This is a genomic window from Mycobacterium sp. NGS34, from assembly GCF_059812845.1.
Genome location: NZ_JCALDM010000001.1, coordinates 691,268 through 715,545, shown reverse-complemented (window position 1 = coordinate 715,545; position 24,278 = coordinate 691,268). Strand labels below are relative to the sequence as shown.

The following is a 24,278-nucleotide window of genomic DNA, read 5'->3' as shown; positions in this document are numbered from 1 at the left end:
TATAGAGAGAGCTGAGCGAGGTTTCATGGTTGAGGTCGAGCGGCATGCCTACGACGTAGTCGTCATCGGCGCCGGCGGCGCGGGATTGCGCGCGGTCATCGAGGCGCGCGAGCGGGGCCTCAAGGTCGCGGTGGTGTCCAAGTCACTGTTCGGCAAGGCACACACGGTGATGGCCGAGGGCGGCTGCGCGGCATCCATGGGCAACACCAACCCGAAGGACAACTGGAAGACCCACTTCGGCGACACCATGCGCGGCGGGAAGTTCCTCAACAACTGGCGGATGGCCGAGCTGCACGCCAAGGAGGCCCCGGACCGGGTCTGGGAGCTGGAGACCTACGGCGCGCTGTTCGACCGCCTCAAGGACGGCAAGATCAGCCAGCGCAACTTCGGCGGGCACACCTACCCGCGGCTGGCGCACGTCGGCGACCGCACCGGGCTGGAGCTGATCCGCACCATGCAGCAGAAGATCGTCTCGCTGCAGCAGGAGGATTTCGCCGAGCTCGGCGACTACGAGGCGCGCATCAAGGTGTTCGCCGAATGCGCCATCACCGAGCTGATCAAGGACGGGGACGCGATCGCCGGGGCGTTCGGCTACTGGCGCGAAAGCGGCAACTTCGTCCTGTTCGAGGCGCCCGCGGTGGTGCTGGCCACCGGCGGCATCGGCAAGTCGTTCAAGGTCACCTCGAACTCGTGGGAGTACACCGGCGACGGCCACGCCCTGGCGCTACGGGCCGGCGCGACGCTGATCAACATGGAGTTCGTGCAGTTCCACCCGACGGGCATGGTGTGGCCGCCGAGCGTGAAGGGGATCCTGGTCACCGAGGGCGTTCGCGGCGACGGCGGCGTGCTGAAGGACTCCGACGGCAAGCGCTTCATGTTCGAGTACATCCCGCCGGTGTTCAAGGGCCAGTACGCCGAAACCGAACAAGAGGCCGATCAATGGCTCAAGGACAACGACTCGGCCCGGCGCACCCCGGACCTGCTGCCGCGCGATGAGGTCGCGCGGGCGATCAACTCGGAGGTCAAGGCCGGCCGCGGCAGCCCGCACGGCGGGGTCTACCTCGACATCGCGTCCCGGCTGACGCCCGACGAGATCAAGCGGCGGCTGCCGTCGATGTACCACCAGTTCAAGGAGCTGGCCGGGGTCGACATCACCAAGGAGCCAATGGAAGTCGGGCCCACCTGCCACTACGTGATGGGCGGCGTGGAGGTCGACGCCGACACGGGCGCGGCCACCGTCCCCGGCCTGTTCGCGGCCGGCGAGTGCTCGGGCGGCATGCACGGCTCCAACCGGCTGGGCGGCAACTCGCTGTCGGACCTGCTGGTGTTCGGCCGGCGCGCCGGCCTCGGGGCCGCCGACTACGTGCGGGCGCTGAGCAGCCGCCCCACGGTCGCGGAGGACGCCGTCGAGACGGCGGCCCAGCGCGCGCTCGCGCCCTTCGAGGGACCGACGAACGGCGCCGCGGCCGAGAACCCGTACACCCTGCAGCTGGAACTGCAGCAGTCGATGAACGATCTGGTGGGCATCATCCGCAAGGCGGAGGAGGTCTCCGAGGCCCTCGGCCGGCTCGACAAACTGCGCGAGCGGTTCAAGAACATCCACGTCGAGGGGCAGCGCCGGTACAACCCCGGCTGGAACCTGGCCATCGACCTGCGCAACATGCTGCTGGTCAGCGAATGCGTGGCGAAGGCCGCGCTGGAGCGCACCGAGAGCCGCGGCGGGCACACCCGCGACGATCACCCGTCGATGGACCCGTCCTGGCGCAATGTGTTGCTGGTCTGCCGCGCCTCCGGGAGCGACGAGGTGTTGCCCGACGTCAGCATCACGCGCCAGGAGCAGGTGCCGATGCGGCCCGATCTGCTGGAGCTCTTCGAGATCTCCGAGCTGGAGAAGTACTACACCGACGGAGAACTGGCCGACCACCCAGGACGGAGAGGCTGATGAGCTACAACGCGACCCTGCGGGTGTGGCGCGGCGACGAGGCCGGCGGCGCGCTGGAGGACTTCACCGTCGAGGTCAACGAGGGCGAGGTGGTGCTCGACATCATCCATCGCCTGCAGCAGACCCAGACGCCCGACCTCGCGGTGCGGTGGAACTGCAAGGCCGGCAAGTGCGGGTCGTGCTCGGCGGAGATCAACGGCTACCCCCGCTTGATGTGCATGACCCGGATGTCCACGTTCGCCGAGGACGAGGTCGTGACCGTCACGCCGCTGCGGACGTTCCCGGTGATTCGCGACCTGGTGACCGACGTCTCGTTCAACTACGAAAAGGCCCGCGAGATACCGTCTTTCGCGCCGCCCAAGGACCTGCAGCCCGGCGAGTACCGGATGGCGCAGGTCGACGTGCAGCGCTCGCAGGAGTTCCGTAAGTGCATCGAGTGCTTCCTGTGCCAGAACGTCTGCCACGTGGTCCGCGACCACGAGGAGAACAAGAAGGCGTTCGCCGGGCCGCGCTACCTGATGCGCATCGCCGAGCTGGAGATGCACCCGCTGGATACGCGGGACCGGCGCAACCAGGCGCAGGAAGAGCACGGCCTGGGCTACTGCAACATCACCAAGTGCTGCACCGAGGTGTGCCCCGAGAACATCAAGATCACCGACAACGCGCTGATCCCGATGAAAGAGCGGGTCGCCGACCGCAAGTACGATCCCGTGGTTTGGCTGGGCAACAAGCTCTTCCGCCGCGGCTAGGGTCCGCCGAGTCTGCGCTGTCGCCTAGACGCCGAGCCGGCGAAACGTGCTGCGGTGGAACACTATGGGCGCCACCTCGGCGTCGACCGTCACCTCGTTGACCCGCAGCACCACGATGGTGTGGTCCCCCGCCGGGATCAGTTGCTCGATCGCGCTCTCCAGCCACAGGCCGGTGCCCTTGATGAACACCGCACCGCTGTTGTAGGACACCGTCTCCAGGCCGGCGAATCGGTCCCCGGTCTTGGCCGCCAACGTGCGCGCCGCCGCGTCATGGACCTCGCCGAGCACGCTGATGCCCAGCATCGGCACGGCCTTGAGTTTGGGCCAGGTCGTCGAGGTGTTCTGCACGCAGAACGACACCAGCGGCGGCTCGAGCGAGACGGGGACGAAGGTGCTGGCCGCCAAGCCTTCTCGGATCCCCTCGACCTCGGCGGCGATTGCCACCACGCCGGACGGAAAGTGGCCGAACGCCTCACGAAGCGTGGACGGCGTCAGATTCTTGTTCGGGTTCACCGCGGTCATTCGCCCCTTGCGCCGAGAACGGAATTCTCGCCCCCGACCCTACCTGCCGAATATCCGTGGGCTGAAGCCACATCCGGATGCGCCCGCAACCTGCTCTTCCACGCATTCCGGCCGTAGACCGAAAAGATCGGGTCCGACGGATCGTCCCGTTTCGTGGCCCGCGCCGCCAATTCCGCGGGCAGCGCCAGCACCGGGATCTGAGCGTCCAGTCGCGGGTTGAAGAAGTACGGCACCGAAATGCGCTCCTCGGCCGGGCGACCCAGGTTCACCCGATGCTCGGTGGCCCGCAGGTAGCCGCCCGTGGCCACCTCGAGCAGCTCGCCGATGTTGACGATGAAGGCGCCCTCCACCGGCGGCACGTCGATCCAGCCCTCGTGGCCGTCCCGTCGCACCTGCAGGCCGTGGCTGCCCGGCTCGGCGAGCAGCAGCGTGAGCACGCCGGCGTCGCGGTGCGCACCCACGCCCTGGGGGCTGGCCGCGCGGGCGGGGTACCGGATGATCTTGATCAGCGTGGCCGGCGCGTCGGCGAACGCGGCGTCGAACGTGTCCGGCGGGCTACCCAGCGACGCCGCCCAGTGCCGGAGCAGGGTGCGGGCCACGGCGGAAAGCGCGGCATCCCACTCGTCGACGATCCCGGGCAATTCGGGCAGGGCCGGCGGCCACTGGTTCGGGCCCTGCAGCCACAGGTAGTCCGGCCTGCCGGAGCCGCCGATCGGGGGGCGTTCGGGGCCAAGGTCGATCTGCTCGCGCCAGTCCACCCGGCCCCGGGTCAGCTCGCCGCCCAGGCGGGTGTAGCCGCGGAAATGCGGGCTGCGCACCATCGCGATCGCGTCCTTGGCGGCGTCCGGCAGCGCGAACAGGCGGCGCGCCGCGCCGAGCACCCGGGCGGCGAGTTCGGCGGGCACGTCGTGGCCGATCAAATAGAAGAAGCCGACCTCGTGGGCGGCCTCCCGAAGGCCCTCGCGCAGGGCCTCCGGGGCGGCCCGAAGGTCCACCACGGGCAGCGCTGTGACGCGCCTCACGTCCGTCATGGCCACATCATCTCCGCAGGTCAGGCGCGCAAGAAGGGACTGCCCAACCGGTTGGTTAGTTAGACGGTGGAATCTAGCTCACACTCGCTTGCTTCGGCGACAATAACGGTTATATTTTAGGGCAGTTACTGGTGGGTAACTTAGACCTAGTACCCAACCACAAGTGGCATTCTCAACGAGGAGGAACGTAGTGAGCCACTACAAGAGCAACGTCCGTGACCAGGTATTCAACCTGTTCGAAGTCTTCGGCGTTGACAAGGCATTAGGCCAGGGCGAGTACAGCGACCTCGACGTCGACACCGCGCAGGAAATGCTGTCCGAGATCAGCCGGCTGGCCGAGGGCCCGGTCGCGGAGTCGTTCGTCGAGGGCGACCGCAACCCGCCGGTCTTCGACCCCGAGACCCACTCGGTGACCCTGCCGGAATCCTTCAAGGAGTCCGTCCGCGCCGTCACCGAGGCCGGTTGGGACAAGGCCGGCATCGACGAGGCGCTCGGCGGCATGCCGATGCCCAAGGCGCTGCTGTGGGCGCTGCACGAGCACATCCTGGGCGCCAACCCCGCCGTCTGGATGTACGGGGGCGGCGCCGGATTCGCCAACATCCTCTACCACCTCGGCACCGAGGAGCAGAAGAAGTGGGCCGTGCTGGCCGCCGAGCGCGGCTGGGGTTCGACCATGGTGCTGACCGAGCCGGACGCCGGTTCGGACGTCGGCGCCGGGCGCACCAAGGCGATCCAGCAGGACGACGGCTCCTGGCACATCGACGGCGTGAAGCGCTTCATCACCTCGGGTGACTCGGGCGACCTGTTCGAGAACATCTTCCACCTGGTGCTGGCCCGCCCCGAGGGCGCCGGCCCGGGCACCAAGGGCCTGTCGCTGTTCTTCGTGCCCAAGTTCCTGTTCGACTTCGAGACGGGCGAGCTGGGCGAGCGCAACGGCGTGTTCGTCACCAACGTCGAGCACAAGATGGGCCTCAAGGTCTCCGCGACCTGTGAGCTCTCGCTCGGCCAGCACGGCGTGCCCGCCAAGGGCTGGCTGGTCGGCGAGGTGCACAACGGCATCGCGCAGATGTTCGACGTCATCGAGCAGGCCCGCATGATGGTCGGCACCAAGGCGATCGCGACCCTGTCCACCGGCTACCTGAACGCGTTGGAGTACGCGAAGTCCCGGGTGCAGGGCGCCGACATGACCCAGATGACCGACAAGACCGCGCCGCGGGTGACGATCACGCACCACCCCGATGTGCGCCGGTCGCTGATGACCCAGAAGGCCTACGCCGAGGGTCTGCGCGCGCTGTACCTGTTCACCGCGACCTACCAGGACGCGGCGGTCGCCGAGGCGCTGCACGGTGTGGACGCCGAGCTGGCCGTCAAGGTCAACGACCTGATGCTGCCGGTGGTCAAGGGGGTGGGCTCCGAGCAGGCCTACGCCAAGCTGACCGAGAGCCTGCAGACGTTCGGTGGGTCCGGCTTCCTGCAGGACTACCCGATCGAGCAGTACATCCGTGACGCCAAGATCGACTCGCTCTACGAGGGCACCACGGCCATCCAGGCGCAGGACTTCTTCTTCCGCAAGATCGTCCGCGACAAGGGTGTGGCGCTGGCCCACGTGTCCGGGGAGATCCAGAAGTTCGTCGACAGCGAGTCCGGCAACGGCCGCCTCAAGACCGAGCGCGAGCTGCTCGGCAAGGCGCTGACCGATGTGCAGGCCATGGCGGCCACCCTGACCGGCTACCTGATGGCCGCGCAGGAGGACGTCACCAGCCTCTACAAGGTGGGCCTGGGCTCGGTGCGCTTCCTGATGAGCGTCGGCGACCTGGTCATCGGCTGGTTGCTGCAGCGTCAGGCCGCGGTTGCGGTGGCGGCGCTGGACGCCGGCGCCAGCGGCGCCGAGCGGTCCTTCTACGAGGGCAAGATCGCGGTGGCATCGTTCTTCGCGAAGAACTTCCTGCCGCTGCTGGCCAGCACCCGCGAGGTCATCGAGACGCTGGACAACGAGATCATGGAGCTCGACGAGGCGGCGTTCTAGACCCGGACCTCAGCAAAAGCCCCGCTTCCGGCCGGAAGCGGGGCTTTTTGCACGGCAACAAAAAAGACCGCCGCTGGATCCCCTCACTCCAGCGGCGGCCCTTTTCGCCCCCCGCGCACGATCGGCGGCCGATTCAGGGATGCCCCGTATTGCCGTCGGGGTCGGGGGGTCAGACCACAACACGGGGCTATCCGGACGTTCGGATACCCAAGAGCCCCGGTTCGTAACCGACTGTGACCGAAATCATTCGCGGCCCGAGGTTTGAGGCCGCGATCAGGCCTCCAGGATCGCGGCCACGCCCTGGCCGCCGGCGGCGCAGATGGAGATCAGCGCCCGCAGGGTGCCGCCGCCCTTCTGCTCGGCCTTCTTCTCGGCCAGCTGCTTGGCGGCCTGCGCCAGGATCCGCCCGCCGGTGGCCGCGAAGGGGTGCCCGGCGGCCAGCGACGACCCGTTGACGTTGAGCTTGGCGCGATCGATGGACCCCAGCGCGGCGTCGAGCCCCAGCCGCTCCTTGCAGTACTCCTCGGATTCCCAGGCCTGCAGGTGGGCCAGCACCACCGATGCGAACGCCTCGTGGATCTCGTAGAAATCGAAGTCCTGCAGGCTCAGCCCGTTCCGGGCCAGCAGGCGCGGCACCGCGTACGTCGGCGCCATCAACAGCCCGTCGCGCCCGTTGACGTAGTCCACCGCGGCGGTCTCCGCGTCCACCAGGTAGGCCAGCGGAGTCAGGGAGTGGGCGGCCGCCCACTCCTCGCTGGCCAGCAGCGCGACCGACGCGCCGTCCGTCAGCGGGGTGGAATTGCCGGCCGTCATCGTGGCGTCGCCGTTCTTCACCCCGAACACGGGGCGCAGCGTCGCCAGCTTTTCGGTGCTGGCGTTGGCGCGCAGGTTGTCGTCGCGGTAAAGCCCGAGGAAGGGCGTGACGAGGTCGTCGAAAAAGCCGCGGTCGTAGGCGGCGGCCATGTTGCGATGGCTGGCGACGGCCAGCTCGTCCTGGTCGACGCGCTTGATGCCCATCTGCTTGGCGGTGATGGCGGCGTGCTCGCCCATCGACAACCCGGTGCGCGGCTCGCTGTTGGCGGGGATCTCGATCCCCAGCGTGGCGGGCAGCGTACCGGCCAGCTTGAGCCGTTCCAGGTTCGACTTGGACCGGCGCAGCTTGAGCAGCTGGCGGCGCAGGTTGTCGCCCAGGCCGATCGGCGGGTCGGAGGTGGTGTCCACCCCGCCGGCGGCGGCCACCTCGTAGCGCCCGGAGGCGACGCCGTCGGCCGCGGCGATCGCGGCCTGCAGACCCGTCCCGCACGCCTGCTGAACGTCGAACGCGGGCGTGTACGACGACAGCTCGGAGCCCAGCACGCATTCGCGGGTCAGGTTGAAGTCGCGGCTGTGCTTGAGCACGGCGCCGCCGACCACCACGCCCAGCCGCTCGCCGGCCAGCCCGAACCGGTCCACCAGCCCGTCCAGGGCGGCAGTGAACATGTCCTGGTTAGACGCCTCGGCGTACGCGCCGTCCGACCTCGCGAACGGGATGCGGTTGCCGCCCAGTACCGCGACTGGTCGCCTGGTCTTAGAACTCGCAGGGGCCACTTTTCTCTCCGTGCATCTCCGGGTACATCACTTTTTGAACCGGCCGTTGTTGGCCATAGTACCCACTGTTCTTACTCTGAAGTAAGTTCGTCCCGATACGGTTGGCCGATAACGGGCACTCCCCAACCGAACGACATGGAAGGCAGCTCAGTGGCTCCCAAAGGCTCGTCCGATCTGTTCTCGCAGGTGGTCAACTCCGGCCCCGGATCGTTTCTGGCAAAGCAACTCGGCATTCCCCAGCCCGAGGCGCTTCGCCGGTACCAGCCCGGCGAGCCGCCGCTGGCGGGCTCCCTGCTGATCGGCGGTCCCCAGGACCAGCCGGGCCGGGTGACCGAGCCGCTGCGCGCGGCCCTGCATGCCGACTACGACGTGGTGGGCGCCAACCTGGGCGGCCGCTGGGCCGACAAGTTCGCCGGGCTGGTTTTCGACGCCACCGGCATCACGGCCCCATCCGGGCTCAAGGGCCTCTACGAGTTCTTCACCCCGGTGCTGCGCAACCTGGGCCACAACGCGCGCGTCGTGGTCGTCGGCACCACGCCCGACGCCGCCGCCGGCACCGACGAGCGCATCGCGCAGCGCGCGCTGGAAGGCTTCACCCGTTCGCTGGGCAAGGAGCTGCGCAACGGGTCCACCGCGCAGCTGGTGTACCTGTCGCCGCACGCCAAGCCCGCCGCCACCGGCCTGGAATCGACGATGCGGTTCATCCTGTCGGCCAAGTCCGCCTACGTCGACGGCCAGGTCTTCTACGTCGGCGAGGCCGACTCCACCCCACCGGCCGACTGGGAACGGCCGCTGGACGGCAAGGTGGCCATCGTGACCGGCGCCGCCCGCGGCATCGGCGCCTGCATCGCCGAGGTGTTCGCCCGCGACGGGGCCCGCGTCGTGGCGATCGACGTGGAGTCGGCCGCCGAGGCCCTCGCCGAGACCGCCAGCCGGGTCGGGGGCACCCCGCTATGGCTGGACGTGACCGCCGACGACGCCGCCGCCTTGATCACCGAGCACCTGCGCGACCATTACGCCGGGCACGCCGACGTCCTGGTCAACAACGCCGGCATCACCCGCGACAAGCTGCTGGCCAACATGGACGACGCGCGCTGGGACGCCGTGCTTGCCGTCAATCTGCTTGCCCCGCAACGGCTTACCGAGGGACTGGTCGGCAACGGCAGCATCGGCGAGGGGGGCCGGGTGATCGGCCTGTCGTCGATGGCCGGTATCGCGGGCAACCGCGGGCAGACCAACTACGCCACCACCAAGGCCGGCATGATCGGGCTGACCCAGGCGCTGGCGCCGGGGCTCTACGAGAAGGGCATCACGATCAACGCCGTCGCGCCGGGCTTCATCGAAACCCAGATGACCGCGGCCATCCCGCTGGCCACCCGCGAGGTCGGCCGGCGGATGAACTCGCTGCTGCAGGGTGGGCAGCCCGTCGACGTCGCCGAGACCATCGCCTACTTCGCCAGCCCGGCGTCGAACGCGGTGACCGGCAACGTCATTCGCGTCTGCGGCCAGGCGATGCTGGGGGCATGATGAACCAGCCAAGCGGTTTGAGAAACATGCTGCGCGCGGCGGCCGGGGCGCTGCCCCTGCTGCCCCGCTCCGACCAGCTGCCCAGCCGCACGGTGACCGTCGAGGAACTGCCCATCGACCAGACGAACGTGGCCGAGTACGCCGGCGTCACCGGCCTGCGCTACGGCAACCATGTGCCGCTGACCTACCCGTTCGCGTTGACGTTTCCCGCCATGATGTCGCTGGTGACCGGCTTCGACTTTCCTTTCGCCGCAATGGGATCGGTGCACACCGAAAACCGCATCACGCAGTACCGCCCGATCGCGGTGACCGACACGGTCGGCGTGCGCGTGCACGCGGAGAACCTGCGCGAACACCGCAAGGGCCTGCTGGTGGATCTGGTGACCGACGTCAGCGTCGGCAATGACGTCGCGTGGCACCAGGTGACCACGTTCCTGCACCAGCAACGCACCAGCCTGTCCGACGAGCCCAAACCGCCGCCGCAGAAGCAGCCGAAGCTGCCCCCGCCGAGCACCGTGCTGCGGATCAGCCCCGGCCAGATCCGCCGCTACGCCGCGGTCGGCGGCGACCACAACCCGATCCACACCAACCCGATCGCCGCCAAGCTGTTCGGCTTTCCGACCGTCATCGCGCACGGAATGTTCAGCGCCGCCGCGGTATTGGCGAACATCGAGGCCAGGATTCCCGACGCGGCGCAGTACTCGGTGCGGTTCGGCAAGCCGCTGGTGCTGCCCGGCACCGCGGGGCTGTACATCGACCAGGGCGACGACGGCGGCTGGGACCTGTCGCTGCGCAACGTCGCGAAGGGGTATCCCTACCTGACCGGCAGCGTCCGGGCCCTCTAGCCCGCGGGCCGGCGACCGAGCGCGAGCACCTTCAATCCGTAAGCGCCGCAGGCGGTCAGCAGGAAGACGCCGAACAGCCACAGCGGCGGGTGGGCCAGCTCCCAGACGAAGATCGCCGCCCAGATCGGTGAGCCCTGGGTCACCGCGAGCACCCCGGCGGCCCCGGCCAGCGAGACCGCCGGCGTGTGCAGGTGCGTCCCGGCCGCCCAATTGACGGCCAGCACCAGGGCCGACCCCGCGGCCGCGCCGGTGGCCAGCGAGGGCGTGAGCATTCCGCCCGCCCCGCCGGCGCGCAGGAACAGCGCCGTCAGCAGCGGTTTCAACACCAGGATGACCAGTGCCGCCGACAGCGTCATCCGGCTGGCGAGGCTGACGGTCAGGATGCTGCGTCCGTTGCCGGGCAACTCCGGGAACCAATGCGAGCAGATGCCCATCACCACACCCGCGCCGGCCAGCGCCGGGACCAGCACCCACGAACGCATCAACCGGGCCGGCCGCGCCGCCGCCATCAGCCGGTTGAACGCCAACCCCACCGCGAGCGTCACCGGCGCCAGGATCAGCCCGTGCGCGGTCAGCAGGTACGACGACTCCGCACTGGGCCAGGCCAGGCTCGGCTGATCGTGCGTTTCGGCCGAGCAGATCGCGACGGCCAGGCTCGACGTGAGCAGGGCCGCGCCCACCGCCCGGGGGTGCCAGGTGTTCAGCATGATCCGCACGGCGAACAGCGCGCCGGCGAGCGGGACGGCGTAGACGGCGCCCAGCCCCGCGCCGGCCGCGCACGCCAGCAAGACCTGGCGGTCGTGGCCGGACAGCCGCTTGAGCCATGCGGTCGCGAAATCGCCCAGGGCCGCGGCGAATTGGCGCGGGGCGCCCTCGCGGCCCAGGGATGCGCCGGAGCCGACCAGCAGCACCTGCAACACGGCGTCAACGCTCCACGCCTGGCGCGGGATCGGCTCGCGGCGGGCGATGGTCCCCTCCAGCGGAGGCACCGGGGTGCGCCGCCGCAGGATCCACCAGCCCAGTCCCGCCAGCGCTCCGCCGACCACGGGCCCCAGGGCGCGCCGGACCGGGCTGCTGCCGGTGATCCCGGTCAGCAGCGGGCCGAAACTGTAGTGGTAGGTGACGTGCTCGACGAACCGCAGCACCTCCGTCGTCGCCAACCCGGCGACGCCGGCCAACAACCCGACGATTACTACGGCGCAAAAGAAGTCGAGGTTACGGCGGGGAGACACCCGGGGCGGAGGGGCCACCCCACGAATGTAGGGGCTATCCGGCTGCGGCGGCTTCGCGATCCTCCGGTGTGCCGCGCAGACCGTGCCAGAACAGGTCGATCATCAGCTCGGCCGCCTCGTCGACGCCGAGCTCGCCGCTGGACAGCCGGTTGGCCATCGCCTCCCCGGCGCCCACCAGCGCCACGGCCATCATCTGGTACTCGGCGTCCGACCGCGGGGTGCGGCTGCCGGCCCGCATCAGCTCGGCCACCAGTTCGATGATCTGCTCGCGTCCCTCGCGCACGGTGTGCGCGAACGCCTGCGAGCTGATGGCCTGCGTGTACATCACGATCCAGGACGCGCGGTTGGAGTCGATGTAACGCATGAACGACCCGATTGCGTTGCCCAGCAGGTCCTTTGGGCTCTGGTCGAAGTTGATGTCGGCGCGCACCCCTTCGATGAACCGCCCCAGCTCGCGGTCCAGGCAGGCGCCGAACAGGTCCTCCTTGGAGCCGTAGTACAGATACAGCATCGGCTTGGAGATCTGCGCCTCGGCGGCGATGGTGTCCATCGACGTCTCGTGGTAGCCGTTGACGGAGAACATCTGGACGGCGGCGTCGAGCATCTGCTGCTCGCGGACCGCACGCGGCAGCCGCTTGGTGCCACCCGCCATCGCCGTACCTCTCTAGCCCGCCAAATCTGACTACAGGGTAACGATGATGCGGCCTATTGGTGGCCACATGTTCGATTGGCGCCCTTCATCGTCGCCACCCGCACCAGCGACTGGTCGACCGCCGCCATCGGCAGCTCGCCGGCCGCCACCGCCTTTTCCAGCCGGTCCAGGACCGCGGGCGCCTCTTCGATGCTGACCCACAGCGCGATGTCGGTGCCCGCCTGCAGCGCGCGCAGCACCGCCTCCGCCACTCCGTAGCGATCGGAGATCGCGGCCATGCTGGACAGGTCGTCGCTGAACACCGGGCCGTTGAAGGGCGGGGCGCCGTAGCCGGTGCCGTCGCGCAGCAACTGCACCGCGGCCCGGCTCAGGCTGGCGGGGTCGTCGCCGGTCAGCCCGGGGACCTGCAGGTGACCGATCATGACTGCGACCGGGAGCTGGGTCACCAGCGTCCGGTAGGGCACGAGGTCGCTGGTCTGCAGGTCGCTCAGCGGCGGCGTGACGACGCCGCCCTTGTGTGAGTCGCCCGAGCCGTGGCCGTGGCCGGGGAAGTGCTTGAGCACCGGCAGCAGCCCGGCGTCGCGCAGGCCCTGCGCATAGGCCCCGGCGTAGGCGGTGACGGTGTTCGGGTCCGCGCTGAACGAGCGGTCCCCGATCACGCCGTCCGGGGCATCGGTGACGTCGACCACCGGGGCGAAGTCGACGGTGATGCCGAGGTCGCGCATCTTCTTGCCGCGCTCCACTTCGAGGTCGTGGACCTGCTGTGGCGTCTGGGTCTGCGCCAGCTGCCGGGGCGACGGCGCGGTCCCGATCAGCGACTTCAGCCGCGACACCCGGCCACCCTCTTCGTCGACGCCGACCGCCAGCGGGAGGGGCCCGGCGCTGCGGGCGACCTCGGCCAGCCCGCCCTTGAAGATCGAGAGGTCCGTCCAGCCGCCGATGATGATCCCGCCGACGTGGCTGTTATTGACGACGGTTCGGGCTTCGTCGGCGTTCCGCACGCCCACCATCAGCAGTTGTGCCAGTTTGTCGCGGGTCGACAGCGCGGCCGGGACGGCCGTCGGGTCGGCGCACACCGGCGGCGGGGGGGCGGCCACCGGCCTGCTCGACGAGCCCGCCGGTGGGTGGGCGCCGTGGTGGCCGCAGCCGGCCACCAGCGCTGTTGCGGCGACGAGCACGGCCAGGGTGCGGGGGAAGGGCATCGGGCCATGTTGTCACGGCGGGCGTTTCGTCCAAGCCGTCAGGGTGCGTCGGCGGTAGGTTGGCAACGAGCTTTTGACTGGCAGGGAGGGGAGCCAGCGATGGCCGGGTTTTCGTGGGCGGCGGCGGCAAGCATCGCTGCGGGGCTGATGATCGGCGCCGCGGCGACCGTCGGCGTCACGCTCGAGATCGAAGACCACAAGGCGGCGCCGGCGCAGACCGGACCGCAGCACCCCGCCGGGCCGTACCTGGTGAGTTACGGCTCCCGCTGCTGGCGTGGCCATTGCATTCCGTGGCCGTGACTCGCCGGCCCGGCCGGCGATGGCCGTTCTGCTAGGTTGGCGCTAGGTCCCCCCCAAACTTCAGGAGCCTTTTCATGAACCGGATCATCGCGCCCGCCGCCGCGAGCGTTGTGGTTGGTCTGTTGCTGGGCGCGGCCGCGATCTTCGGGATCACCTTGATGGTGCAGCAGGACACGAAGCCGCCACTCCCCGGGGGCGATCCGCAGTCGTCAGTGCTCAACCGGGTCGAGTACGGCAACCGTAGCTAGCCCGGCGAGAGCCCGGTCGGACGCGCCGGACCTGTGCTCGTCGGCCGCGCCGCTCTCCCGCCGGTGGTTGCTGTTGGTCGGCGCCGTCGCGCTGGCGCTGACGTTCGCGCAGTCGCCCGGGCAGGTCTCGCCCGACACCAAGCTCGACCTCACCGCCAACCCACTGCGGTTCCTCGCCCGCGCGACCAACCTGTGGAACAGCGAGCTCCCGTTCGGTCAGGCCCAGAACCAGGCCTACGGCTACCTGTTTCCGCACGGCACCTTCTTTCTGGTCGGCCACGCGCTGGGCCTGCCGGGCTGGATCACCCAGCGGGTGTGGTGGGCGCTGCTGCTGAGCGTCGGGTTTTGGGGGCTGCTGCGGGTGGCCGAGGCGCTGGGCATCGGCAGCCCGGCGTCCCGGGTGATCGGCGCTCTGGCGTTCGCGCTGTCGCCGCGGGTGCTGACCACGCTCGGATCGATCTCGTCGGAAACGTTGCCGATGATGCTGGCGCCGTGGGTGCTGTTGGCGACGATCCTGGCCCTGCGCGCTTCGACGGATAGGTCCGTGCGGGCGCTGGCCGCGCAGGCCGGGCTGGCCGTCGCGCTGATGGGCGCGGTCAACGCCATCGCGACGCTGGCCGGTTGCCTGCCCGCGGTGATCTGGTGGGCGTGCCACCGGCCGAACCGGTTGTGGTGGCGCTACACGGGGTGGTGGGCGCTGGCGCTGTTTTTGGCGACCCTGTGGTGGGTGGTGGCGCTGGTGTGCCTGCGCCACGTCAGCCCGCCGTTCCTGGACTTCATCGAATCCTCCGGGGTGACGACGCAGTGGTCGTCGCTGACCGAGATGCTGCGCGGCACCGACGCCTGGACCCCGTTCGTGGCGCCGACCGCCACCGCCGGCGCGCCCCTGGTGACCGGGTCCGCGGCAGTCCTGGCCACCTGCCTGGTCGCGGCGGCGGGGCTGGCCGGGCTGGCCAGCCCGAGGATGCCGGCGCGGGGGCGGCTGGTGACGATGCTGCTGGTCGGCGTGGTGTTGATGGCCGTGGGCTACAGCGGCGGGCTGGGATCGCCTGTCGCCCAGGAGGTGCAGGCGTTTCTGGACGCCGCCGGCGCGCCGCTGCGCAACGTGCACAAGCTGGGATCGGTGATCCGGATCCCGGTGGCGCTGGGCGTCGCGCAGCTGCTGGGCCGGGTCGCGCTGCCGGGCAGCGCGCCGCGCCCGGCGTGGCTGCACGCGCTCGCCCATCCGGAGCGCGACAAGCGGGCGGCCGTGGCGATCGTGGTCCTGACGGCGCTGATGGTCAGCACCTCGCTGGCGTGGACCGGCCGGCTCGCCCCGCCGGGCACGTTCGGCGCGATCCCGGCGTACTGGCACCAGGCCGCCGACTGGCTCGACGAACACAACAGGGGCGCACCGGTTCCCGGGCGGGTGCTGGTGGTCCCCGGCGCGCCGTTCGCCACGCAGGCGTGGGGCACCACCCACGACGAGCCGCTGCAGGTGCTCGGCGGCAGCCCGTGGGGGGTGCGCGACTCGATTCCGTTAACCCCGCCGCAGACCATCCGGGCGCTGGACTCGGTGCAACGCCTGTTCGCCGCCGGGCAACCCTCGGCCGGCCTGGCCGATACCCTTGCCCGCCAAGGCATTTCGTATGTCGTGCTGCGCAACGACCTGGATCCGGAGACGTCGCGCTCGGCGCGCCCCATTTTGGTGCACCGCGCGATCGGGGGCTCGCCGGGACTGCAGAAGGTGGCACAGTTCGGCGCGCCGGTGGGGCCCGGCACGCTGGCGGGCTTCGTCTCCGACAGCGGGCTGCGGCCGCGCTATCCGGCGGTGGAGATCTACCGGGTGGGGGTCGCGGAGGATCCCGGCTCGCCGTACTTCGTCGACGCCGACCGGTTGGCCCGGGTCGACGGCGGCCCGGAGGTGCTGCTGCGCCTCGACGAGCGGCGACGGCTGCTGGGTCAGCCGCCGCTGGGCCCGGTGCTGATGGGCGCCGACGCCCGCGGTGCCGGCCTACCCGCGCCCCTGGTGACGGTCACCGACACCCCGGTGGCCCGCGAGACCGACTACGGCCGCGTCGACCAGCATTCGTCGGCCGTCCGTGCGGCCGGTGACGCCCGGCGCACCTACAACCGCGTGCCCGACTATCCGGCACCGGGCGCGGACACCGTGTTCGGCGCCTGGAACGGCGGGCGCATCACCGTGTCGAGTTCGTCGTCGGACTCCACCGCCATGCCCGACGTCGCGCCCGCGACGTCCCCCGCGGCGGCCGTCGACGGCGACTCTGGGACGGCGTGGGTGTCCAACGCGCTGCAGGCCGCCGTCGGTCAGTGGCTGCGGGTGGACTTCGACCACCCGGTGACCAACGGCTCGATCACCATCACGCCGAGCGCGACCGCCGTCGGCGCCCAGGTCCGCCGCATCCTGATCGAGACCGCCAACGGCAGCACCACTTTGCGGTTCGACGAGCCCGGCAAACCGCTCGCGACGGCGCTGCCGTACGGCGAAACGCCGTGGGTGCGGGTCACCGCGGCCGGCACCGACGACGGCTCCCCCGGCGTGCAGTTCGGCATCACCGACCTGTCGATCACCCAGTACGACGCGTCCGGCTTCGCGCACCCGGTCAGCCTGCGCCACACCGTCGGGGTGCCCGGGCCGCCGCCGGGCTCTGCGGTCGCCGCGTGGGACCTGGGTTCGGAATTGCTCGGCCGGCCCGGCTGCGCGGCGGCGCCCGACGGCGTGCGCTGTGCGGCGTCGATGGCGTTGGCGCCGGAAGAGCCGGTCAACTTCAGCCGCACCCTGACCATCACGGCCCCGGTGTCGGTGACGCCGACGGTGTGGGTGCGGCCGCGGCAGGGGCCCAAACTGGCCGACCTGGTCGCCGAGCCGAATACCACTCGGGCCCAAGGCGATTCCGACGTGGTGGACATTCTCGGGTCCGCGTTCGCCGCCACCGACGGCGACCCGGCGACCGCGTGGACCGCGCCGCAGCGGGTGGTGCAGCACAAGTCCCCGCCGACGCTGACGGTTACCCTGCCGCGGGCCACCGAGGTCACCGGGCTGCGGGTGGCGCCCAGCGCGTCGACGCTGCCGGCGCACCCGACGGTGGTGGCCGTCAACCTGGGCGACGGGCCTCAGGTGCGCTCACTGAAACCGGTTGAGCCGCAAACGCTTTCGCTCAAGCCGCGGGTGACCGACACGGTCAGCATCAGCCTGCTCGACTGGGAAGACGTGATCGACCGCAACGCCCTGGGTTTCGATCAGCTCAAGCCGCCGGGCCTGGCCGAGCTCGCGGTGCTGGGCGCCGACGGCAACCCGATCGCCCCCGCCGACGCCGCCCGCAACCGCGCGCGGGAGATCACCGTCGGCTGCGATCGCGGCCCCGTCATCGCCGTCGCGGGCCGATTCGTGCACACCTCGATCCGCACCACCGCGGGCGCGTTGCTGGACGGCGAACCGGTCGAGGCCCAGCCGTGCGAACGCGAGCCGATCGCGCTGCCGGCGGGCCAGCAGGAGTTGTTGATCGGCCCCGGCGCGCAGTTCGTCGTGGACGGGGCCCGGCTGTCGACCCCGGCCGCCGCCGAAATACCCGGCGCCGCTCCGGTTCGCGCCCAGACCGGGGCGTGGGGTCCGAGCCGCCGCGAAGTGCGAGTCCCCGCGTCGCCCGCCGCGCGGCTGCTGGTCATCCCGGAGAGCATCAACCCCGGCTGGGTGGCGCGTACCGCCACCGGGACCCGATTGACACCGGTCGCGGTCAACGGGTGGCAGCAGGGCTGGGTGGTGCCGGCCGGGGAACCGGGCACCATCACGCTGAGCTTCGCGTCCAATTCGCTGTACCGCGCCGGTCTGGCTTTTGGGCTGGCCCTGCTGCCGCTGCTAGCCGCGCTGGCCTGGTGGCGCCCCCGGCGCGGGCGCACCGACGACCCGCCCGCCAGGCCGTGGACGCCGGGGCCCTGGGCCGCCGTCGCCGTGCTGGCGGCCGGGGTTCTCATCTCGGGCGCGGCGGGGTTGGTGGTGGCCGGCGCCGCCCTGGGCCTGCGGTACGCGCTGCGGCGGCGGCGTTGGGGCGACGCCGCGACGGTGGCTCTCAGCGCGGCCGGGCTGATCCTGGCCGGGGCGGCGCTGTCGCGGCATCCCTGGCGCTCGGTCGATGGCTACGCGGGGCACGCGGCGAATGTTCAACTGCTGGCGCTGATTTCGCTCGCGGTGCTCGCCGCGTCGGTGGTGGCGTTTCCGCGGCCGCGCGAGGAGTGACTTTTGACCGTTGGCTAGGGGTTTTCCCGCTGCTTGACTGGTAATACGTGACGACCATGGATTGGCTCTCGGCACCCGAATACTGGCTGGGCCGGATGGTCCTGCAGCGGGGCGTCGCGGCCATCTACCTGATCGCGTTCGTCGCGGCCGCGTTGCAATTCCGGGCGCTCATCGGCGAGCACGGAATGCTGCCGGTGCCGCGATTCCTGGCCCGGCAGACGTTTTGGCGCGCGCCGAGCCTCTTTCATCTGCGCTATTCCGACCGGCTGTTTGCGGGAGTGGCCTGGCTGGGCGCGGCGCTGGCGGCGGCGATCGTCGCGGGCGCGGCCGATCTGGTGCCGGTGTGGGCCGCGATGCTGGCGTGGTTGGCGCTGTGGGCGCTTTACCTTTCGATCGTCAACGTCGGGCAGACCTGGTACGGGTTCGGGTGGGAGTCGCTGCTGCTAGAGGCGGGGTTCCTGATGATCTTCCTCGGCAACGACCGGGTGGCGCCGCCGGTGCTGACGCTGTGGATGGCGCGGCTGCTGCTGTTCCGGGTCGAGTTCGGAGCCGGGTTGATCAAGATGCGCGGCGATCCGTGCTGGCGCGACCTGACCTGCCTGTACTACCACCACGAGACCCAGCCGATGCCGGGGCCGCTGAGCTGGTTCTTCCACCACCTGCCGAAGCCGCTGCACCGTATCGAGGTGGCGGGCAACCATTTCGCGCAGCTGGTCGTGCCGTTCGGGTTGTTCGCGCCGCAGCCGGTGGCCAGCGTGGCAGGGGCGGTTGTCGTCGTCACCCAGCTGTGGCTGGTGGCGTCGGGCAACTTCGCCTGGCTCAACTGGGTGACGATCCTGCTGGCGTTCAGCGCCATCGACGACTCGTCGCTGCGGATGCTCTTTGCGGTGCCCGCGCATGCTTGGCCCTCGGGACCGCCGCTGTGGTTCGCCGGCCTGGTGATGGCGTTCACCGCCGCCGTGCTGTTCCTGAGCTACTGGCCGGTGCGCAACATGCTCTCGCCGCGTCAGCGAATGAACATGTCGTTCAACCCATTTCACCTGGTGAACACGTATGGCGCGTTCGGCAGCATTGGGCGCATCCGCCGCGAGGTGGTGATCGAGGGCACCGACGACTCGCGGATCAGCGACGAAACGGTATGGAAGGAATACGAATTCAAGGGCAAGCCCGGCGGCGTGCGCCGGCTGCCGCGGCAGTGGGCCCCCTACCATCTGCGGCTGGACTGGCTGATGTGGTTCGCCGCGATCTCGCCCGGTTACGCGCAGCCGTGGCTGAAACCCTTCATGCAGCGGCTACTGCACAACGACCGGCCCACGCTGCGGCAGTTGCGGCACAATCCCTTCCCCGATTCGCCGCCGCGGTACGTGCGCGCGCGGCTGTATGAGTACCGGTTCACGACGTGGCGGGAGCTGCGCCGGGACCGGGCGTGGTGGCATCGGACGCTGGTGGGCACCTATGTCCGGCCCATGACGCTGGGGAAGGTGGAGTCACCGCGGAAGGCGTGACCCGCGCGGTGCCCGGGCTTACACTTCCCGCAATGTTTTCGGAGACGCGTTATGCGCGAAACGGCGACTTACGGGTCGCCTATCGCACATCGCGCGAAGGACCCCGGGACATCATTTTCGTCCCGACCTGGTTCAACTGCTGCGAGATCCTTCCCGAGATGCCGTCCGTTCAAGGCTGGGCCGAGGCGATGACCTCACTGGGTCGCGTGATCTTCTTCGACCACCCGGGCACCGGGGTGTCCGATCCTGTCACACCCGACGCGATGCCCACCTTGGAGCAATGGGCCGACAGCATCACGGCGGTGTTGGACGAACTCGAAAGCCGCGAAGCGGTAATTCTGTGCAGCGCTTTTAACGCGTTTGCGCCCGGGGCGCTGTTCGCGGCGACCCATCCATCCCGCACAACCGCACTGATTGCGCTGGAAAGCTACGCGGCTTTGGCAACCGTCGAACGTGGTCGCGAAACCAACGACGAGTTGGGAGCCATGTGGGGCACGGGCGAGGGCGAGCATTTCGCCAATCCGGACATGCCCTGGAACGAGGAGATCCGGGCAAGGTGGGCACGATACGAGCGCATAACGGCGAGCCCGGCGACCGTGGCTCTGATGATGCGCGTGGCAGCGGAATTGGACGTGCGGGAAGTTCTTTCCACAATCCGCGTGCCAACCCTTGTCATGCAGCACACCGACCACGTGCTGCACGCGACGTGGGGACACACACGCAAGTACATCGCCGACCGCATACCGGGGGCGAAATACGTTGAGCTGCCGGGGCGCAACCTTTACCATTTCGTGGAACCGTGGCGCGACTCGTTCCAGGTGATCGCCGAGTTCCTCACCGGTGAGCAAGCCGAAGTGGCCGATGATCGAGTTCTGGCGACGGTGTTATTCACCGACATCGTGGACTCGACGCGCCGTGCCGCCGAGATGGGCGACCGTGACTGGCATGCCTTGCTTGACGCGCACGACGCCATCGTGCGCGCGCAGCTCGCCCGATTTCGAGGCCGCGAGGTGAATACGTCGGGCGACGGTTTCCTGGCGATGTTCGACGGCCCTCAACGTGCGATCCGTTGCGCCATGGCAATTCGCGACGCGGTGCAGGCGTTGGGCATCAAGGTGCGCGCCGGGTTGCACACGGGCGAGTGCGAGGTCCGTGGCGATGACATCGGTGGGATCGGCGTGCACATCGGCGCGCGCGTGAGCGCCCTGGCGGGAGCGAACGACGTCCTGGTGTCCAGCACTCTCCGCGACCTGGTGATCGGGTCAGGCCTCGAATTCGAGGAGCGCGGCGCTCACACACTTAAGGGCGTGCCCGGAGAGTGGCGGCTGTTCGCCGTCGCCTCGGCGTAAACCGTTGACCAGCACTCAAAATGGCGGCGGGTCATCGTCGTGGTCGGGCGGTGGGGCGGGACCGAAGTAGTCGTGGCTTTGGGTTTTGCAGGCCAGGCGTGCCTCGCGGTTGTGGCGGCGTTCGGTGGCCACCCGGTAGGCGCGGTCTTGGGCGCGGGTGCGGCGGCGTTTGGGCATCATCGCGGTGCGCTCGCCGCAGTAGTCGGCCGGTGGGTCGGCCTCGGCGGCCGCCATCCCGCCCACCGCGTAGCACAAGCTCGGGAACAGCAGCGCGCTGCCCGGGGTCGTCACGTAGGTCTGGCCGGCCGGGGAGGTCAGGATCAGGGTCCCGTCGGCGAGTTGCTTTTCGGTCCAGCCGAAGAAGGTCTTGACTAAATGATGAGTTCGGCAGTAGCACTTGAGGTTCGACGCGTGCGTGGCCCCACCCTGGGCATAGGGGATGGTGTGGTCGATATCGCAGCCGGCCGCGGGCTGGTCGCAGCCCGGCCAGCGACACGTCAGATCGCGGCAGCGCACGAAGTCGGCCAAGGCCTGCGACGGCACGTAGCTGTCCTCCGGGGGCGCGTCGCCGGGGTGGATCAGCGGCACCCGCTTGGCCGAGGCCGCCAACTCCCGCAGAAGTTCGGGTGGGATGAGCCCGTCGGCGCTCACCTCGGAACCCGGGGTTGAACTGCGCTCGTCGAGGGTGGCCTGCTCGGCGATCACATGAATCACCACCGGCGACGCCGCCGGCCGAGTGCCGGCCGCGCAGTCGGGGCGCCCGCACCGGCAGCCCAGCCGATCCGCCCCCGCCGCCAGCGCCCCTAAAGCGTCGGCGCGGCGCTGCTCGCGGGAGCGCGGATCGTGGACACACACCGTGGCGGCCAACGCGTTCAGGCGCTTGTCCAGGGCGTGGGCATCCGGGGTCAGGAGGCTGCCGTGGATCTCCGAGAGCCCGTCTTGAACCCGATCCTCAATCCAGATCTCCCGATCGACCTGACGCTCTTTTCGACGGCGCACCGCGTCCCGATCGGCTTTGGCCACGATCTTGTCCACCTGCCCGGCCAGCCGACCCCGACTCATCGACGGCCAGCGCGCCACGTTGGCCGCCAACGCCGCATCCACGCCGGCCAACACCTCAGGGTCTTCGATCAAATCGGTGCGAAACACGACCGTCTGAAACATCCGAAAATCGATGTCCCCCGCCGCGAACACCTCACCGACGTTGGGCAGGCGCTCGCACATCGCCCGGGCATAGTGCAGCCGGCTGCCCGCCAGCCCCTGGCTGATCCGCAATGCCGCGGCCACCTCGGCCGTCACCGCCTCCATCGTGTCGATCGCCCAGTCCTCGCTCTCCGAGCACCGTGACAGTCGATACCGGAACAATTCATGGATCGCAGCCAGCTGCGCGGCCGCCTCCCGGTTCTCGGCCTGTGAGGCCGCGCAGATCCGATCCACCATCGCGGCAGACTCCGCGGTCTTCGACGGGTAATGCCGCTCGATCATCTCGTCGAGACGAGCCACCGCCTCGGCCGACAATACCCGTTCCTCGAACATGTGTTCGATTGTAGCGCAGTCCACTGACTCGTGCCTTTTTTGACAGGCCATCCTGTGGATAACGGGCTGTGTCGCGACTACAGCGTCTCGTCCAGCTCACCGAGCCGGTCGGTCAGGCGCAGGTTCTCGGAGTAGTCGACCGGGCAAGCGATCAGCGAGACCCCGTCGTCGTTCAGCGCAGCGTTCAGTGTCGGCAGCAGCTCGGCGGCGCTGGTGATCCGATATCCCTTGGCGCCGAAGCTTTCCGCGTACTTCACGATGTCGGGGTTTCCGAATTTCACGTAGTAGTGCTCGCCGAGCTCGAGGTCCATCTTCCACTCGATGAGGCCGTAGCCGCCGTCCTCCCAGATCAGCACCACGAGCGGGATCCGCTCCCGCACGGCGGTCTCGATCTCCTGGGAGTTCATCAGGAAAGCGCCGTCGCCGACGACGGCGAGCACCTTGGAGTCGGGCCGCGCCAGTTTGACGCCGAGGGCTCCGGGCAGCGCAAAGCTCATGGTGGACAGGCCGTTTGAGATCAGGCAGGTGTTCCGCTCGTACGTCGGGTAGAGCCGGGCCATCCACATCTTGGTGGCGCCGGTGTCGACGAGCACCACGTCGCTGCGGCCCAGCGCCTCGCGGGTGTCGGCGACCACTCGCGCGGGCGCCAGCGGATAACGCGAATCCTGTTGCCCGCGAGCGAATTCCTCGGCCAGCAGCCCCGACCCAGGCACGTCGGCGGCGTGTTCGAAGCGGTGGCCGGCCAGCGCGTCGGTGAGCGCGTTGAGCGAATCGCTGATGTCGCCGATGATCCCGACGTCGACGGAGTAGTGCGCGTCGACCTCGGCCGGGAAGCGGTGCACCTGGATGATCTTCTTGTCGGCCTGCGGGTTGATCCGCACGGGATCGAACTCCTGCAGCTCGTAGCCGACGGCGATGACCGCGTCGGCGTTGTCGAATCCGAAGTTGACGTAGTCGTGCCGCATGAAGCCCAGGGTCCCGATGCTGTTGGGGTGGTCGTCGGGCATCACGCCCTTGCCGTGGAACGTGTTGGCCACCTGGATGCCGAACTCCTCGGAAAAGCGGACCAGGGCCTTGGTCGCGTCGGCGCGCGCGGCGCCGTGCCCGGCCAGCACCACCGGCCGCTTCGCCTGGCGCAGGATGTCGACGGCGCGCGCGACCTGCCGGGGCGCCGGCGCGTCGGGGCGAACGACGTTGCGGGGCAACGGCTTCAGGTCATAGTCGGCTTCATCGGCATCGATGTGCTCGGGCACCGCGAGGTAGACCGCGGCCGGGCGTTCGGCCTCGGCGAGCTTGAACGCCTTGCGGACCATCTCGGGGATGGCGCGCGGGGTGGGGATGCCCGCGGCCCACCGCGTGATCGGGGCGAACATCGACACCAGGTCGACGTACTGGTGGGATTCCTTGTACTCGCGGTCCTGTCCTACCTGGGCGGAGATCGCCACCATCGGGGTGCTGTTGGTGGTGGCGTCCGCGACGCCGAGTTGCATGTTGATGGCCCCCGGGCCCAGGGTCGCCGACACCACCGCCGCCCGGCCGGTGACGCGCCCGTACATCTCCGCCATGAACGACGCCGCCTGCTCGTGGCGGGTGAGCACGTACCGGATGCTAGAGGAGGCGAGCGCCTGCACGAACCGGATGTTCTCCTCGCCGGGCACCCCGAAAACGACGGAAACACCCTCGTTCTCCAGGCACTTCACGATCAGCTGAGCGGCTTTACTCATCCGGCACCTCCCTTGGGGGAACGATAGTGGCAGGCTGGATGTTGGACCTCTTACCAACCCCGAAGCG

Annotated in this window: 18 protein-coding genes; 10 read left to right on the top strand and 8 right to left on the bottom strand. The window is 69.6% G+C overall.

Annotated features, from left to right (window positions below):
• The first annotated feature begins 25 nt into the window (after window positions 1-25).
• Together AC5Y7V_RS03465 and AC5Y7V_RS03460 are read left to right on the top strand one after the other, a co-directional pair.
• The gene (locus tag AC5Y7V_RS03465; protein WP_499878631.1) at window positions 26-1,942 is read left to right on the top strand and encodes a fumarate reductase/succinate dehydrogenase flavoprotein subunit; all 1,917 of its coding nucleotides are present in this window, start codon (window positions 26-28) and stop codon (window positions 1,940-1,942) included.
• Window positions 1,942-2,691, top strand: a complete 750-nt coding sequence (locus tag AC5Y7V_RS03460; RefSeq protein WP_499878630.1) for a succinate dehydrogenase/fumarate reductase iron-sulfur subunit — start codon at window positions 1,942-1,944, stop codon at window positions 2,689-2,691. The genes AC5Y7V_RS03465 and AC5Y7V_RS03460 overlap by 1 nt, the downstream gene beginning before the upstream one ends.
• A 24-nt stretch (window positions 2,692-2,715) precedes the next feature.
• Here the strand turns inward: AC5Y7V_RS03460 and AC5Y7V_RS03455 are convergent, their stop codons facing one another.
• Together AC5Y7V_RS03455 and AC5Y7V_RS03450 are read right to left on the bottom strand one after the other, a co-directional pair.
• On the bottom strand, window positions 2,716-3,204 hold the full coding sequence (locus AC5Y7V_RS03455) for a flavin reductase family protein (RefSeq protein WP_499878916.1): 489 nt from the start codon (window positions 3,202-3,204) through the stop codon (window positions 2,716-2,718).
• A gap of 5 nt (window positions 3,205-3,209) precedes the next feature.
• Complete coding sequence (locus tag AC5Y7V_RS03450; protein ID WP_499878629.1) at window positions 3,210-4,244, bottom strand: isopenicillin N synthase family dioxygenase; 1,035 nt, start codon at window positions 4,242-4,244, stop codon at window positions 3,210-3,212.
• 190 nt (window positions 4,245-4,434) lie between these two features.
• On the opposite strand from AC5Y7V_RS03450, the gene AC5Y7V_RS03445 reads away from it, so the two are divergent.
• Window positions 4,435-6,270 carry an acyl-CoA dehydrogenase gene (locus AC5Y7V_RS03445; protein WP_499878628.1) on the top strand — a complete coding sequence of 612 codons (1,836 nt, stop codon included), beginning with the start codon at window positions 4,435-4,437 and terminating at the stop codon, window positions 6,268-6,270.
• 273 nt (window positions 6,271-6,543) lie between these two features.
• Here the strand turns inward: AC5Y7V_RS03445 and AC5Y7V_RS03440 are convergent, their stop codons facing one another.
• Window positions 6,544-7,857: an acetyl-CoA C-acetyltransferase gene (locus tag AC5Y7V_RS03440; RefSeq protein WP_499878627.1), complete on the bottom strand. Its 1,314-nt coding sequence runs from the start codon at window positions 7,855-7,857 to the stop codon at window positions 6,544-6,546.
• A gap of 150 nt (window positions 7,858-8,007) precedes the next feature.
• Between AC5Y7V_RS03440 and AC5Y7V_RS03435 the strand changes: the two genes are divergently transcribed.
• Window positions 8,008-9,384, top strand: a complete 1,377-nt coding sequence (locus AC5Y7V_RS03435; protein ID WP_499878626.1) for a 3-oxoacyl-ACP reductase — start codon at window positions 8,008-8,010, stop codon at window positions 9,382-9,384.
• Complete coding sequence (locus tag AC5Y7V_RS03430) at window positions 9,384-10,229, top strand: MaoC/PaaZ C-terminal domain-containing protein (protein ID WP_499878915.1); 846 nt, start codon at window positions 9,384-9,386, stop codon at window positions 10,227-10,229. The genes AC5Y7V_RS03435 and AC5Y7V_RS03430 overlap by 1 nt, the downstream gene beginning before the upstream one ends.
• On the opposite strand, the gene AC5Y7V_RS03425 is transcribed toward AC5Y7V_RS03430, so the two are convergent.
• From AC5Y7V_RS03425 to AC5Y7V_RS03415, 3 genes are read right to left on the bottom strand one after another with little or no spacing between them, the layout of a single operon-like run.
• Complete coding sequence (locus tag AC5Y7V_RS03425; RefSeq protein ID WP_499878625.1) at window positions 10,226-11,479, bottom strand: chloride channel protein; 1,254 nt, start codon at window positions 11,477-11,479, stop codon at window positions 10,226-10,228. The genes AC5Y7V_RS03430 and AC5Y7V_RS03425 overlap by 4 nt on opposite strands.
• Window positions 11,480-11,495: 16 nt before the next feature.
• Window positions 11,496-12,113, bottom strand: coding sequence for a TetR/AcrR family transcriptional regulator (locus AC5Y7V_RS03420; RefSeq protein WP_499878624.1), 618 nt, complete (start codon window positions 12,111-12,113; stop codon window positions 11,496-11,498).
• A 53-nt stretch (window positions 12,114-12,166) separates the two neighbouring features.
• Entirely contained in the window at window positions 12,167-13,315 is a 1,149-nt protein-coding gene (locus AC5Y7V_RS03415) for a glycoside hydrolase family 3 N-terminal domain-containing protein (protein WP_499878623.1), read from the bottom strand.
• 99 nt (window positions 13,316-13,414) lie between these two features.
• Here AC5Y7V_RS03415 and AC5Y7V_RS03410 point away from each other — a divergent pair, with 99 nt between their 5' ends.
• The 5 genes from AC5Y7V_RS03410 (at window position 13,415) to AC5Y7V_RS03390 (ending at window position 20,951) form a co-directional block, all read left to right on the top strand.
• Window positions 13,415-13,615: a DUF2613 family protein gene (locus AC5Y7V_RS03410; RefSeq protein WP_499878622.1), complete on the top strand. Its 201-nt coding sequence runs from the start codon at window positions 13,415-13,417 to the stop codon at window positions 13,613-13,615.
• A gap of 74 nt (window positions 13,616-13,689) precedes the next feature.
• A complete protein-coding gene (locus AC5Y7V_RS03405) occupies window positions 13,690-13,863 on the top strand; it encodes a DUF2613 domain-containing protein (protein WP_065443914.1) in 174 nt (57 codons plus the stop codon).
• A gap of 31 nt (window positions 13,864-13,894) precedes the next feature.
• Window positions 13,895-18,097 (top strand): alpha-(1->3)-arabinofuranosyltransferase domain-containing protein, encoded by a 4,203-nt coding sequence (locus tag AC5Y7V_RS03400; protein WP_499878914.1) that lies wholly within the window; start codon window positions 13,895-13,897, stop codon window positions 18,095-18,097.
• 56 nt (window positions 18,098-18,153) lie between these two features.
• Window positions 18,154-19,602, top strand: a complete 1,449-nt coding sequence (locus AC5Y7V_RS03395) for a lipase maturation factor family protein (RefSeq protein ID WP_499878913.1) — start codon at window positions 18,154-18,156, stop codon at window positions 19,600-19,602.
• A gap of 32 nt (window positions 19,603-19,634) precedes the next feature.
• Window positions 19,635-20,951 carry an adenylate/guanylate cyclase domain-containing protein gene (locus AC5Y7V_RS03390; protein ID WP_499878621.1) on the top strand — a complete coding sequence of 439 codons (1,317 nt, stop codon included), beginning with the start codon at window positions 19,635-19,637 and terminating at the stop codon, window positions 20,949-20,951.
• Between the two features lie 15 nt (window positions 20,952-20,966).
• Here the strand turns inward: AC5Y7V_RS03390 and AC5Y7V_RS03385 are convergent, their stop codons facing one another.
• Window positions 20,967-22,487, bottom strand: coding sequence for an HNH endonuclease signature motif containing protein (locus AC5Y7V_RS03385; protein WP_499878620.1), 1,521 nt, complete (start codon window positions 22,485-22,487; stop codon window positions 20,967-20,969).
• Between the two features lie 77 nt (window positions 22,488-22,564).
• Window positions 22,565-24,211, bottom strand: coding sequence for an acetolactate synthase large subunit (locus tag AC5Y7V_RS03380; protein WP_499878619.1), 1,647 nt, complete (start codon window positions 24,209-24,211; stop codon window positions 22,565-22,567).
• Window positions 24,212-24,278 lie beyond the last annotated feature (67 nt).